The 13,563-nt window shown below is 68.4% G+C and carries 12 protein-coding genes; 11 read left to right on the plus strand and 1 reads right to left on the minus strand.

The window, feature by feature from the left end:
* Positions 1-100: 100 nt before the first annotated feature.
* Positions 101-1,369 (plus strand): aspartate kinase, encoded by a 1,269-nt coding sequence (locus tag AB0L70_RS07730; protein ID WP_363681190.1) that lies wholly within the window; start codon positions 101-103, stop codon positions 1,367-1,369.
* Complete coding sequence (locus AB0L70_RS07735; RefSeq protein ID WP_363681193.1) at positions 1,366-2,472, plus strand: aspartate-semialdehyde dehydrogenase; 1,107 nt, start codon at positions 1,366-1,368, stop codon at positions 2,470-2,472. The genes AB0L70_RS07730 and AB0L70_RS07735 overlap by 4 nt, the downstream gene beginning before the upstream one ends.
* A 112-nt stretch (positions 2,473-2,584) precedes the next feature.
* On the opposite strand, the gene AB0L70_RS07740 is transcribed toward AB0L70_RS07735, so the two are convergent.
* Positions 2,585-3,574, minus strand: coding sequence for a helix-turn-helix domain-containing protein (locus AB0L70_RS07740; RefSeq protein WP_363681195.1), 990 nt, complete (start codon positions 3,572-3,574; stop codon positions 2,585-2,587).
* A 1,211-nt stretch (positions 3,575-4,785) separates the two neighbouring features.
* Between AB0L70_RS07740 and AB0L70_RS07745 the strand changes: the two genes are divergently transcribed.
* The 9 genes from AB0L70_RS07745 to AB0L70_RS07785 are packed head-to-tail and all read left to right on the plus strand — an operon-like array spanning position 4,786 to position 13,563.
* Positions 4,786-5,652 (plus strand): ABC transporter permease, encoded by an 867-nt coding sequence (locus AB0L70_RS07745; RefSeq protein WP_363681197.1) that lies wholly within the window; start codon positions 4,786-4,788, stop codon positions 5,650-5,652.
* The gene (locus AB0L70_RS07750) at positions 5,639-6,457 is read left to right on the plus strand and encodes an ABC transporter ATP-binding protein (RefSeq protein WP_363681199.1); all 819 of its coding nucleotides are present in this window, start codon (positions 5,639-5,641) and stop codon (positions 6,455-6,457) included. Before AB0L70_RS07745 ends, AB0L70_RS07750 begins: the two co-directional genes overlap by 14 nt.
* A 2-nt stretch (positions 6,458-6,459) precedes the next feature.
* Positions 6,460-7,560 (plus strand): glycosyltransferase, encoded by a 1,101-nt coding sequence (locus AB0L70_RS07755; protein ID WP_363681201.1) that lies wholly within the window; start codon positions 6,460-6,462, stop codon positions 7,558-7,560.
* A gap of 19 nt (positions 7,561-7,579) precedes the next feature.
* Entirely contained in the window at positions 7,580-8,902 is a 1,323-nt protein-coding gene (locus AB0L70_RS07760; RefSeq protein WP_363681203.1) for a glycosyltransferase, read from the plus strand.
* On the plus strand, positions 8,899-9,672 hold the full coding sequence (locus AB0L70_RS07765; protein ID WP_363681205.1) for a hypothetical protein: 774 nt from the start codon (positions 8,899-8,901) through the stop codon (positions 9,670-9,672). Before AB0L70_RS07760 ends, AB0L70_RS07765 begins: the two co-directional genes overlap by 4 nt.
* 4 nt (positions 9,673-9,676) lie before the next feature.
* Positions 9,677-10,864 (plus strand): hypothetical protein, encoded by a 1,188-nt coding sequence (locus tag AB0L70_RS07770; protein WP_363681207.1) that lies wholly within the window; start codon positions 9,677-9,679, stop codon positions 10,862-10,864.
* The gene (locus AB0L70_RS07775) at positions 10,837-11,472 is read left to right on the plus strand and encodes an acyltransferase (protein ID WP_363681209.1); all 636 of its coding nucleotides are present in this window, start codon (positions 10,837-10,839) and stop codon (positions 11,470-11,472) included. Before AB0L70_RS07770 ends, AB0L70_RS07775 begins: the two co-directional genes overlap by 28 nt.
* Positions 11,469-12,560: a DegT/DnrJ/EryC1/StrS family aminotransferase gene (locus AB0L70_RS07780; RefSeq protein WP_363681805.1), complete on the plus strand. Its 1,092-nt coding sequence runs from the start codon at positions 11,469-11,471 to the stop codon at positions 12,558-12,560. Before AB0L70_RS07775 ends, AB0L70_RS07780 begins: the two co-directional genes overlap by 4 nt.
* A gap of 1 nt (position 12,561) precedes the next feature.
* Positions 12,562-13,563: a Gfo/Idh/MocA family oxidoreductase gene (locus tag AB0L70_RS07785; RefSeq protein ID WP_363681211.1), complete on the plus strand. Its 1,002-nt coding sequence runs from the start codon at positions 12,562-12,564 to the stop codon at positions 13,561-13,563.

Raw genomic sequence — 13,563 nt, forward strand, 5'->3', positions numbered from 1 at the left:
TAGGCAACGAGCAGGTCACGGCTAGAATGACCCCGAATCAACTACGCCTGGTGCAACGCCGCACGGCGTACCGCAACCAGTGGTTTGAGGAGACACAGCTGTGGGACGCGTCGTACACAAGTACGGCGGTTCTTCGGTCGCCGACGCCGATTGCATCAAGCGCGTGGCCCAACGGATCGTCGCGACGAAGAAGGCCGGGAACGACGTGGTGGTGGTCATCTCCGCCATGGGTGATACCACCGACGAATTGATGGACCTGGCCCAGCAGGTCTCCCCACTACCCCCGCCGCGTGAACTGGACATGCTGCTCACCTCGGGTGAGCGGATCTCCGCGGCGCTACTGGCGATGGCGATCGCCAACCTGGGCTACGAGGCACGCAGCTTCACCGGCTCGCAGGCCGGCGTGATCACCACCTCCCGGCACGGCAACGCGCGGATCATCGACATCACGCCGGGCCGGATCGAGGAGGCGCTGGGCCAGGGCCACATCGCGATCGTGGCCGGGTTCCAGGGCGTCGCCCAGGACACCAAGGACATCACCACGATGGGCCGCGGCGCCTCCGACACGACCGCGGTCGCACTGGCCGCGGCGCTGGAGGCGGACTACTGCGAGATCTACACCGACGTGGACGGCATCTTCACCGCGGACCCGCGGATCGTGTCGGCCGCCAAGCAGATCCCGAAGATCTCCTACGAGGAGATGCTCGAGATGGCCGCCTGTGGCGCCAAGGTGCTGCACCTGCGTTGCGTCGAGTACGCGCGGCGCTACAACGTCCCCGTCCACGTGCGTTCCTCCTTCTCGCAGAAGGAAGGCACCTGGGTCGTCGATGCGAAGGAACTGGATCAAATGGAACAGGCGATCATCTCCGGCGTGGTCCAGGACCGCAACGAGGCCAAGATCACGGTGGTCGGCGTCCCCGACAAGCCCGGTGAGGCGGCCCGGATCTTCGAGACGGTCGCCGGCGCCGAGACCAACATCGACATGATCGTGCAGAACGTGTCGGCCGTGGCGACCAACCGCACCGACATCTCTTTCACGCTCCCGCGCGCCGACGGCGCCCGGGCGATGTCCGCGCTGGCGCGGATGAAGGACGAAGTGGGCTACGAGCAGTTGCTCTATGACGACCAGATCGGCAAGGTGTCGGTGGTCGGTGTCGGAATGCGCTCACACCCGGGCGTATCCGCGAAATTCTTCTCCGCGCTCGCTGACGCAGGCGTGAACATCGAGATGATCTCCACCTCGGAGATCCGGATCTCGGTGGTCGTGGACGAGAACCTGGTGGACGCTGCCGTGACCGCGGCGCACACCGCATTCGACCTGGACGACGAGCACACCCAGGCTGTCGTGTACGGAGGAACGGGACGGTGACCCCTGTGAGCGCTGTGGAGAACACGATCGAGGACCGGACGGGTCTGCCCTCGCTGGCGGTGGTCGGTGCGACCGGCGCTGTCGGCTCGGTGATGCTGACCCTGCTCTCGACCCGGGAGAACGTCTGGGGAGAGATCCGCCTGATCGCATCCGAGCGCTCTGCGGGTAAACGCCTGAAGGTCCGCGGCGAGGAGGTCGAGGTCGTCGCGATCAGCGAAGAGGCCTTCGACGGCATCGACGTGGCGATGTTCGACGTACCCGATGCGGTGTCGGCGCACTGGGCGCCGATCGCGGCCGCCAAGGGCGCCGTGGTGGTGGACAACTCCGGCGCGTTCCGGATGGACCCGGACGTCCCGCTGGTGGTGCCCGAGGTGAACGCCGAGGCGGCCCGGAACCGGCCGAAGGGCATCATCTCCAACCCCAACTGCACGACGCTGTCGATGATCGTGGCGATGGGCGCACTGCACCACCGCTACGAGCTCGAGCAGCTCGTGGTGGCGTCGTACCAGGCCGCTTCCGGGGCCGGGCAGGAAGGGATCGACACGCTGTACGACCAGCTGGCGAAGGTGGCCGGCAATCGCGAGCTCGGCACCACGCCGGGTGACGTACGGCGGGTGATCGGCAACGGCCTCGGCCCGTTCCAGGCCCCGCTGGCGCTGAACGTCGTACCGTGGGCCGGCTCGCTCAAGGACGACGGCTGGTCGTCCGAGGAGCTGAAGGTCCGCAACGAGTCCCGCAAGATCCTCGGGCTGCCGAACCTCAAGGTCTCCGCGACCTGTGTGCGCGTCCCGGTCGTCACCACGCACTCGTTGTCGGTGCACGCGCGGTTCGTCCAGGAGGTCGACGCTGACGGCGCCCGGGAGGTACTGCGGGATGCGCCGGGCGTGCTGCTGTTCGACAACCCGGCCGAGGGTGAGTTCCCGACGCCGGCCGATGTCGTCGGCACCGACCCGACCTGGGTCGGCCGGATCCGCAAGTCCCTCGACGACCCGAACGCCCTCGAGCTGTTCGTCTGCGGCGACAACCTCCGCAAGGGCGCGGCCCTCAACACCGCGCAGATCGCCGAGGTCGTGGCCAAGGAGTTCACGCCCGCCGCTTCCTGAAACCAAAAGCAAACAACCCCGCCCCCGAGCTAAGCGAGGGGGCGGGGTTGTTTTGGAGCCGCAACCGGTGGGCTCGGTCGCCCCACGACGACAAGCAACCAGTGGACCTCGGTCAGAGCCAGTTCTCGCGGGCTGCGTGGAGGGCCAGCTGGAAGCGGGTGCTGGCGCCGGTGCGGTTCATCAGGCGCTCCAGGTAGCGGAAGAAGGTCCGGCGGCTGATGCCCAGCGTGCGGGCGATGGTGTCGTCGGCGGCACCGGTCGCCAGCAGCGCGAGCAGCCGGCGTTCGATCGGCTCGAGCCGATCGTCCTCAGCGCCGACCGAGGCGTGCAGCGGCAGCGCGTTGCGCCAGCAGAGCTCGAACATGCCGATCAGCGCGGTGAGCAGACTGCTCGGCCGGATGATCAGCAGCGACCGGTTCACGTCGGTGTCGCGCACCGACATCGACACGTACGCGATCGAGCCGTCGATGATGGTCAGCTTCGCGGGTACGTCGGGCAGCACCCGGGCCTGCTCGCCGGCCTCCACACACGGGAGGATGTTCTCGGTCAGGTACCCGGGCACCTCGACCGACTCGGGGGAGTAGACGACCCGGTACGCGACCCCGCGGCGGAGGTGGTCGATCTCCTCCTGGTTCGGGCCGCCGATGTAGTACGGCGGGGAGTCGATGGCCAGGATCTCCCGCTGCGCGCCGCCCTTGATCTGGTGGATCCGCTCGACGATCGCGCTGCCGGTGACCACCTCGAGCAGGTGCGTGGTCGACTCGTTGTTCACGGTCCGGCGGAACTCGTCGTACGCGTTCAGGACCTCGATCCGGGCCTGCTTCAGCTCGGACTCGCGGCGCAGTGTCATCGCCTCCAGGCCGGCGTCCGGGGGCACCGGCAGGAACCGGGAATGGTCCGAACCGGATCGCCGCGCCAGGCCCGCCTGGACCAGGCCACCGAGGATCGTGTCGATACTGGCCGCCCGGTCGGGAACCACCTCGTCCAGTTCGGTGATCGACGTCGGACCGGTCCGCAGCAGGTGCTGGTAGACCCTGATCTCGTCGTCGCTGAGCCCGAGCACCTTGAGATAATCAGCACGCTCCGTGTCCGTTGTGCTCACAACTCCACCCTCCCTTCCGAGTGCCGTCACCGACCGCTACCTTTCGATCCAGGGTAGAACGCCCGACGCAGCACTGTTCGCACTGTCCGTGTCGACCCGTTCGCGCCCAGCGATATTTGTTGTCCTGTCAGCATTATTGTGCCGTGTCACCATCTGGCCACCATTTTCGCGCAGTTGTGAGCGACAATTGAGGTCCAGCAGCCTGGCGACGGACCACCTGAGCGCCGCCAGGCTGCTGTTCCAATTCTGGCCCGAGTTGGCTGCCACGTCAGGCGAGCCCGTTTCGGTTGGGTCTCGATCCCGGCGCATCGGTGCCCTCGCACTCCCGTGCCATCACCGGCTGTGCTGGTGGGTGTACAAACTGTGCATCTCCATCGTGAGGCCGATGAGGAGGAGAGTCCGATGCGACCGGTTCCGCCGTGCGCCACCGCTCGTTTCGGTACTGCCGTCCCCACCGCCGCTGCCCGGGCATCTTTGCAGGGATCCCAAGCAGCGCAGCCTTCCCCCGGCCTCCGGCCCGTCCCCATGCCTGCTGCGCGCACCTGCCGGCGATCGCAGCACGTCTGGGGACGAGCCTACGAAGGTGCGATGACCGCCGCCCTGGTCATCGTGCCGCCCGATCCGGCGCGCGCCCGGCCTGCCACCGCCCGCGGCGGCCGCGCACCCGGATCACGAGTGAGGCCCCGGGAGATGCCGAGCGGAGCTCCGTGGATGGTGAGGCTGTCCATGGGGAGCGCGGACGACGCGTCCGCTGCCCGGCACGCCCCGGCCAGGACGCATCTTCTGGGGTCTCACCGGTAACAGCAGTACTCACCGCCCACCACCGTTACGCCCGCGGTGGGCCACGTCACGCCGCTGCCGCGAACTTTGCCGCCGGACGGCTCGTCTTACCGTCGAATTAACGTGCGCTGTAAGGCGTTTTGGCCGTCGATGGCTGTCAAATGTATATTCCGGATAACGATCGGCGAAAGACTGCCTCAAGTAAAAGGCTGGCGCGGTGGTGAAGCTGGCGCAGTCGGGTGCGAGGGTTGGTAGCCGTCTGTACGTCGTTGCTCACTATGGAGGACCACTGTGTCGTCGGCATTGACGCCGATCCGCTACTCTGCTTCCCGGTCTGCGTGGCCCGCCGTCGTACCGGGCGGCAGCTGTCGGCACCCAGGTGATCGGCCAACCCGTGGACACGACTTCCGGCAGAGAGAGGCGTCGCCTGAATGAACGCGACTAGCGTCGACGAGGAGTTCAACCCGTCGGTGCATGTGTACGAACCACACAAGGTCGGCCTGCCGGCGCTGCGTCCTTATTTCAAGGCACTGTGGCAGCGCCGGGAGTTCGCAGCCGAGATGTCCCGGACGAACATCCGGGCGGCCAACACCAACACCTTCTTCGGACAGGTGTGGCTGGTCCTCAACCCGCTGCTGCTGGCCCTGGTGTACTACCTGCTGACCGACATCATCGCCGGAGGTAGCGCGAAGGTCGGGGCAGCGGAGCGGTTCGCGCACATGTGCGGCGGCCTGTTCGCCTTCTACTACTTCTCCGGCGCGATGACCGCCGGGGCGGCCAGTGTGGTCGGCGGCGGCAAGCTGCTGATGAACCAGTCGTTCCCGCGGATGCTGCTGCCGCTGTCGGCGGTGCGGACGGCGTTCTTCCGCTTCCTGCCGACCCTGGTCGTGTACTTCGCGATCCACCTGGTGATGCGGCAGCCGCTGCACTGGGCGATGCTGCTGGCCCCGGCGTTCCTGATCATGCTGACGGTCTTCGCGGCCGGCATGGGCATGATCTTCGCCGCCCTGCAGGTGTACTTCCGCGACACCACCAGCTTCCTGCCGTACTTCGTCCGGATCTGGCTCTACATGTCCCCGGTGCTCTGGTTCGCCGAGCAGGCGCCGCCGAAGTTCAAGGGCTTCATCCAGTACAACCCGCTGTACTCGCTGCTCGGTGGCTGGACCGATCTCCTGGTCAAGGGCCACATCCCGGTTGCCAAGATGTGGCTGGGCGCCGGGTTCTGGGCCGTCCTCGCCTTCGTGGTCGGTTCCTTGTTCTTCATGTCGAGGGAGCGTGAGTTCGTTGTCCGTCTCTGAGACCGAGAAGAAGCCGATGCAGAAGACCACGTCGGACGTTCCGGCCGTCAAGGTGCAGGACGTATCCATCACCTACCGGACCACGTTCGAGCGGGTGCCGACCTTCAAGAGCGCGCTGGTCCGGTTCGGCCGCGGCGAGCGCGCGGTCCGCGAGGTCAAGGCCGTCCAGAACGTCTCCTTCGACGTCAACCACGGCACCACGATCGGCATCATCGGCGCGAACGGCGCCGGCAAGTCGACGCTGATGCGCGCGGTGGCCGGCATCCTGCCGCCGACCTCCGGCCGGATCGAGGTGCACGGCCGCGTCTCCACGCTGCTGTCGCTGGGTGTCGGCTTCAACGCCGCACTGTCCGGCCGGGAGAACGTCGTCCTCGGTGGACTCGCGGCCGGTCTGAGCCGCAAGGAGATCCAGGCCCGGTACGAGGAGATCGCCGAGTTCGCCGAGCTCGGTGACTTCATGGAGATGCCGATGCGGACGTACTCGTCCGGCATGTTCAGCCGGCTGGCGTTCTCCGTCGCCGTCCACATGGACCCGGACATCCTGCTGATCGACGAGGCGCTGTCCGCCGGTGACGCGTCGTTCAAGAGCAAGGCCGCGGCCAAGATGTCCGAGCTGGTCACGAACAGCCGGACCATGTTCCTGGTCAGCCACGCGATGAGCAGTGTCCGCGAGATGTGCAACGACTGCATCTGGCTCCACAAGGGCAAGCTGATGATGCGTGGCCAGCCGGACGAGGTGATCCAGGCCTACACGAAGTTCCTGCAGGTCGGCGAAGCGGAATCCGTCTCTCTCGAGGACCTCTGACCATGCCCAATCCCGGGTCACGCAGTGCGGCACCGGACGTGGGGATCATCACGACCGGCCACGACGTGGCCGACGCGCGCCTGCACAAGATCACCGCGGCCCTGCAGCACCGAGCCCTGAGCGTCGAGCTCTGGGGCCTCGGTGAGCCGGACGGCGGACCGGCCGGCGCCGTCATCCACGCCGGTCCGCGCGGCAACCTGGTCCAGCGGCTGGCGCGGACCGCGGTGCTGCCCTGGCGGACCAAGGCCAAGGTCGTGATGACGGTCGATCCGGACATGATCCCGATCACCCGCCTCGTCACCACCCTGCGGCGGCGCAAGATGGTCGCCGACATCCACGAGGACTACACCCGGTTGCTGGCCGACCGCGCCTGGGCCAAGGGCCCGGCCGGTCTGCCGGCCCGGCTGATCGTGCGGGCCAGTTCCAAGCTGGCCGCCGGCGCCGACCTCACCGTCGTCGCCGACTCGCACCTCGCCCCGCATGTGGCGAAACAGCGGCTGGTCGTGCAGAACTTCCCCTACATCCCGTTCCTCGCCCCGGCCCCGCCGTCCGGGACGCCGCGGGCGGTGTACGTCGGGGATCTGCGCGCCAGCCGTGGTCTGTTCGACATGGTCGAGACCGTCGCCGCGGCGCCGGACTGGTCTCTCGATCTGATCGGCCCGGTCGCACCGTCGGACCGGGACCGGCTGGAGGCCCGGATCGCGCAGTCCGACCTGGCCGGCCGGGTCCGCCTGCACGGGCGCCAGCCACCGGCCGACGCATGGCGGATCACCCAGGGTGCCTGGGCGAGCCTGGCCATGCTGCAGCCGACACCGGCGTTCGTGGAAGCGATGCCGTCGAAGATCTACGAGTACCTCGCCAGCGGATTTCCGGTCCTGTCCACCCGGCTGCCCCGGCAGTCCAAGGTGATCGAGGAGTCCGGTGGCGGAGTCCTGGTGGACTCGGTGACGGAGGCCTCCGAGACCCTGCGGCGCTGGTCCGCGGATCCCGGCGAACTGGAGAAACTGCGCGACCACGCGCTTCAGTGGGCGGCCGATCATCTGCCCGCGACCACGCCGTACGACGAACTGGCCGACGCGATTCTCAATCTCTTACGAGCCTGAACCTGCTGGAAGGAAGGGCATGACCGACCGCCCACACATGCTGTACGTCGCCTGGGGCTACCCGCCCTGTCGAGGCGGCGGCGTCTACCGGGCCCTGGCTACGGCCAACCGGTTCGCCGCGCTCGGCTGGAAGGTGACCGTGCTGACGGCCGACCGCGACACGTTCCACCGGTTCACCGGTGCGGACCTGACCCTGGAGGAACGGATCGACCCGGCCATCGAGGTCGTCCGGGTCCCGTTCGAATGGCCCATCCTCGAAGCCGACCTGCGCAAGTGGTCCAAGGCCCGGGCGTCCAACCCGAAGCTGTGGAGCAAGTGGCGCACGAAGCAGGACCAGATCCCGTTCCCGGAGACCGGGTACGGGCCGTGGCGCTCGGTCATCGAGAAGGCCGCGGAGAAGATCCACAACGAGCACAAGGTCGACCTCACGGTCGCCACCGCGAACCCGCACGTCGCGTTCACCGCGGCGTACCACCTGCACAAGAAGTCCGGCGTCCCGTACGTGATGGACTACCGCGACGCGTGGCTGCTGGACGTGTTCACCGGTGACCGGCTGCACGAGCCGAACAGCCGGGCCGCGAAGTGGGAGAAGAAGCTGGTCGAGTCCGCTCGCGAGGTCTGGTTCGTGAACGACCCGATCAAGGAGTGGCACGAGAAGCTCTACCCGGCGCAGGCGGCCAAGATGCATACGGTCGCCAACGGGTTCGACCCCGACCTGGTGCCGGACACGCACGACCGTGGTCCGGTGACGGACCGGCCGCTGGTCTTCGGGTACGTCGGGACCGTGTCGCCGAAGGTGCCGCTGGCCGAGTTCGTCGAGGGCTGGAAGCTCGCCAAGGACGAGTCCGAGGAGATGGCCGGCGCGAAGGCGAAGATCCACGGCTACCTCGGGTACTACGCGCAGCCGCGGGCGGACATGCTCGGGACGATCAACAACGCGTCCGAGGCCGGCGTCAGCTACGAGGGCCCGGTCGGCAAGGCGGAGATCGCCAAGGCGTACGACGAGTTCGACGTGCAGCTGCTGATGCTGGGCAAGGGCCGGTACGTGACGAGCGGCAAGGTGTTCGAGTACCTGGCGACCGGGTTGCCGGTCGTGTCGGTGCACGACCCGGAGAACGCGGCGTCCGACGTACTGCGCGGTCATCCGTTGTGGTTCCCGGTCTCCGAGGTCACGCCGGAGGCGATCGCCGCGGCACTGACCGAGGCGGCGCACGCGGCGCGGACCGCGGACGAGGGAATCCGGGCGAAGGCGCGCGAGTTCGGTGCGTCGTACCGGCGTGATCTGCAGCTGGATCCGCGGATCGAGTCGCTGGCTGCGTCCGTGCAGGGGGTGGCGGTGTGAAGAGCGTCGTATTGCTGAGCACGCGCCGGTTGCCGGTCGCGTACTTCGACACCGTGCGTGAGGACCTGGGTGACCCGAACGTCATCCTCGACGTCGTTGGTTGGGTCGCTCCCGCTGGTCCCGTCGCCGACAAGGTCAAGAGCTTCACCCTCATCGGCCCTGGTCGCATGCCGGTCGCACCTGCTCCCGAGCCGGTGCCTGACCCCACAGACGAAGCCCCCGACGCGGTCATCGCACCCGAGGCAGTTGCCGAGCCGGAGGCGGTGGTTGGTGAGGCCGAGGTTGCACCTGCTGCGGCTGAGGTGCCTGCGGCTGCGGCGGAGGAGGTTGCTGCCACAACCGCCGCTCCCGCCGATGGAAAGAACGCTGGTGCTTCTACCAGTTCTCCCACCACTCCGCCTGCTGCGGCGAAGCCGCGGCCTACTGGGGTTCGGCGGGTTAAGAAGGCGGTGGCTTGGCGGGCTCGGCGGGCTCGGAAGGTTGCCGGGCGGATGTTGCCTACGGCAATTAAGACGTCGGCGCCGGTGAAGTTCCTGCGTGGCAACCGGGCCAGCAAGGATCTGGGCAAGACCTACTGGGACCGGGTGCTGAGTCGTCGCGATGTGATGGCGACGATCGAGCAGGCCGATGTCGTGGTGGCGCTGGACGCCGGCGCGATCTGGGCCGGCTGGAACCTGGGACAGCGCCGGGCGAGCACCCCGGTGGTGCTGGGTATTCCGGCCGCCCGCCGGGAGCTGGACCAGTTGAAGGCCCCGGCAGGTAATGGGTGATTCGATGACGGTGTCGCGTTCGATCCGCGAGCACCTGCCGGCGCCGTTCGCCCGGACCGCGGGTGCGGTCCGGCGGCGCCTGCGCGGCTTGCGGTACTCGTACGCGCAGCTGCCGGCGTTCCCGCCGGCAGCCACGACCCCGGTCCGGATGCTGGTCGGCCCGACCAACTCCGCCGGTCAGGGCTACGCCTGGGCGCAGGCCGCCCGGACGATCCCGGAGGTCAGTGCCGTCTCGTTCGCCTTGCACCGCAAGGGTCAGTTCCACTCCACCGACGACTACGGTGTACCGCTCGCGTGGTTCGGTCAGCCCCGCTGGCAGCGCGCGCAGGAGCAGCACGTGCTGTCGTCGTACACCCATGTCATGGTCGAGTCGCTGCGGCCGATCTTCGGCGCCCGCGGCTACCCGGACGCCGAGGCCGACATCGCCACGATGCTCGAGCAGGGCATCAACGTTTCCCTGTTGTTCCACGGGTCCGACATCCGCCTGCCCAGCCGGCACGCGAAGCGCGAGCGCTGGTCGCCGTTCACCCCGGGTGACGACCTCACCGAGCGCCTGGAGAAGCAGGCCCGCCGGCACGCCGAGCTGGTCGAGAGCCTCGGGCTCCCGGTGTTCGTGTCCACGGTCGACCTGCTCGACGACGCACCGACGGCGCAGTGGCTGCCGGTCGCGATCGACCCGGCGCCGTGGCAGCAGGCCGCCCGGCCGCTGTTCAGCGGGGAACGTCCCGTGGTGGCGCACGCTCCGTCGAACGCGGCCCTCAAGGGCACCGCGGACATCGAACCGGTCCTGACCACTCTGCACGAGCGCGGACTGATCGAGTACCGGCGCATCACCGGCGTACCGAATCACCAGATGGCGAAGGTGATCGGCGACGCCGACATCGTTGTCGATCAGCTCCGGATCGGCCTGTACGGCGTGGCGGCCGCCGAAGCACTGGCCGCGGGGCGGATCGTCGTTTCGTACGTCGGTGACGCGGTGCGCCAGCGGGTGCGTAGTCTGACGGAGCGAGAGGTGCCGATCGTGGAGGCGGATCCCGACACCCTGGGTGACGTCGTCACCGGCCTGATCGCCGATCGTGACGCCGCCGCCGAGCGGGCGGCCGCCGGTCCCGCCTTCGTGGCGGAGCTGCACGACGGACGACGCTCGGCCGAAGTACTCACCAGTTGGCTCATTTCGAAGGAGACCTTGTGACGTCCCGCATCGCGCCGACCGCCGACGTCGACGACAGCGCCCAGATCGGCGCCGGTTCGTCGATCTGGCACCTGGCCCAGATCCGCGAGAACGCGGTCCTCGGCGAGAACTGCATCGTCGGCCGGGGTGCCTACGTCGGGACCGGGGTCCGGATGGGCAACAACTGCAAGATCCAGAACAACGCCCTGGTCTACGAGCCCGCGTCGCTCGAGGACGGGGTGTTCATCGGTCCGGCCGTGGTGCTGACCAACGACTACTTCCCGCGCGCGGTGAACCCGGACGGCTCGCTGAAGAGCGGGCACGACTGGGAGCCGGTCGGCGTCACGATGAAGGAAGGCTGCTCGCTGGGTGCGCGCAGCGTCTGCGTGGCACCGGTCACCATCGGTCGCTGGGCCACCGTCGCCGCGGGTGCGGTGGTGACCAAGGACGTGCCAGACTTCGCGCTGGTCGCCGGGGTTCCGGCCCGCCGGATCAAGTGGGTGGGCAAGGCCGGGGTTCCGCTGCTCGACGTCGGGAACGGCGAGTGGAAATGCCCGAACACGGGCGAGATGTACATCGAAACCGACGGGCGGCTGCGGCCGGCCGAAGACAGCATGGAGGAGAACTGATGGTGCAGCCGATTCCGGCCGCGAAGCCGATCATCGGGAAGGAGGAGCGCGAGGCCGTCGACCGTGTGATGCAGTCCGGCATGCTGGCCCAGGGCCCCGAGGTGGCGGCGTTCGAGCAGGAGTTCGGCGCAGCGCTGGTCTCCGGCCGGGCGTGCGTCGCGACCAACTCCGGTACGTCGGGCCTGCACCTCGGCCTGCTGGCCGCGGGAGTCGGTCCGGGTGACGAGGTCATCGTCCCGTCCTTCACCTTCGCCGCGACCGCGAACAGCGTCGCGCTGACCGGTGCGACCCCGGTGTTCGTCGACATCGAGCCGACGTACTTCTGCCTGGACCCGGCCGCGGTCGAGGCCGCGATCACCGAGAAGACCAAGGCCGTCATGCCGGTGCACCTGTTCGGTCACCCGGCCAACATCACCGCGCTGCAGGCGATCGCCGACAAGCACGGCATCCAGATCTACGAGGACGCCGCGCAGGCCCACGGCGCCACCTGGAACGGCGCCCCGGTCGGTAGCTTCGGCGAGTTCGCGATGTTCAGCCTCTACCCGACCAAGAACATGACGTCCGGTGAGGGCGGCATGAACTCGGTCGCGAACGCCGACCTCGAGCGCCGGATGCGGCTGTTCCGCAACCAGGGCATGCTCAAGCAGTACGAGAACGAGGTCGTCGGCCTGAACAACCGGATGACCGACCTGCACGCCGCCATCGGCCGCGTGCAGCTGACCAAGGTCGGCGGCTGGACCAAGCAGCGGCAGGAGAACGCGGCCTTCCTGGACGCGAACCTGGCCGGTGTCGGCGTCCCGGCGGTGGCCGACGAGGCGACCCACGTGTACCACCAGTACACGATCCGGGTGACCGAGGACCGCGACGGCTTCGCCAACGCGCTGCGGACCGAGTACGGCGTCGGCTGCGGCGTCTACTACCCGATCCCGAACCACCGGCTCCCGTCGTTCCAGCGTGAGCTCGACCTGCCGGAGACCGAGAAGGCCGCGGCCGAGGTGCTCTCGCTGCCGGTCCACCCCTCGCTGTCCGAGGACGACCTGAACCGGATCGTGGCCGCGGTCAACACCGTGGCGAAGGCTGGTGCGTGAGATGGCGAACCTGCGAGCCGGCCTGATCGGCCTGGGCATGATGGGGCGTCACCACGCCCGTGTACTCGGCTCCCTCGACGGCGTCGACCTGGTCGCCGTCGCCGACCCGGGTGGCGACAAGTTCGGCGTGGCCGGCGGTCGTCCGGTGCACGAGAGCATCGAGCAGCTGATCGCCGAGAAGCTTGACTACTGCATGGTCGCGGTCCCGACCCAGTACCACGCGGAGATCGCGAAGGCGCTGGCCGAGGCCGGCGTGCACGCGATGATCGAGAAGCCGCTGGCCGGTTCCTCGGCCGAGGCGACCGAGATCGCCAAGGCGTTCGAGGCGGCCGGTCTGGTCGGCGCGGTCGGTCACATCGAGCGGTACAACCCGGCGCTGCAGGCGCTGCGGGTGCGTCTCGAGGCGGGCGAGCTGGGCGACATCTACCAGATCACCACCCGTCGCCAGGGCCCGTTCCCGGCCCGGATCGCCGACGTCGGCGTGGTGCTGGACCTGGCCACCCACGACATCGACCTGACCGCCTGGGTGACGCAGTCGCCGTTCGTCACGGTGGCCGCGCAGAGCGCGCACAAGAGCGGCCGGCAGTACGAGGACCTGATCGCGGTGACCGGCAAGCTGGCCGACGGCACCGTGACCAGCCACCTGGTCAACTGGCTGTCCCCGATGAAGGAGCGGCTCACCGTCGTCACCGGTGAGAAGGGCGCGTTCATCGCCGACACCCTGCTGGCCGACCTGTCCTTCCACGCCAACGGCACGGTTGCCACCGCCTGGGACGACGTCGCGCACTTCCGCGGTGTCAGCGAGGGTGACATGATCCGCTACGCGATCAGCAAGCCGGAGCCGCTCCGCACCGAGCACGAGGCGTTCCGCGACGCCGTTCTCGGGAAGGACACCGACATCGTCACGCTGCAGCAGGGTCTGCGGACCGTTGCGGTCGCAGAAGCCGTGATCCAGTCGGCCGCCGAGGACCGCACCATCCAGATCGCCGGGGAGTCTGCGTAG

This window comes from Kribbella sp. NPDC051952, from assembly GCF_040680855.1.
Classification (GTDB): Bacteria; Actinomycetota; Actinomycetes; order Propionibacteriales; family Kribbellaceae; genus Kribbella.

Bases quoted from the DNA above. Each gene is read 5' to 3' on its own strand.
- AB0L70_RS07745 (WP_363681197.1), top strand. From the start codon at position 4,786: ATGAACGCGACTAGCGTCGACGAGGAGTTCAACCCGTCGGTGCATGTG.
- AB0L70_RS07755 (WP_363681201.1), top strand. From the start codon at position 6,460: ATGCCCAATCCCGGGTCACGCAGTGCGGCACCGGACGTGGGGATCATC.
- AB0L70_RS07760 (WP_363681203.1), top strand. From the start codon at position 7,580: ATGACCGACCGCCCACACATGCTGTACGTCGCCTGGGGCTACCCGCCC.
- AB0L70_RS07770 (WP_363681207.1), top strand. From the start codon at position 9,677: ATGACGGTGTCGCGTTCGATCCGCGAGCACCTGCCGGCGCCGTTCGCC.
- AB0L70_RS07785 (WP_363681211.1), top strand. From the start codon at position 12,562: ATGGCGAACCTGCGAGCCGGCCTGATCGGCCTGGGCATGATGGGGCGT.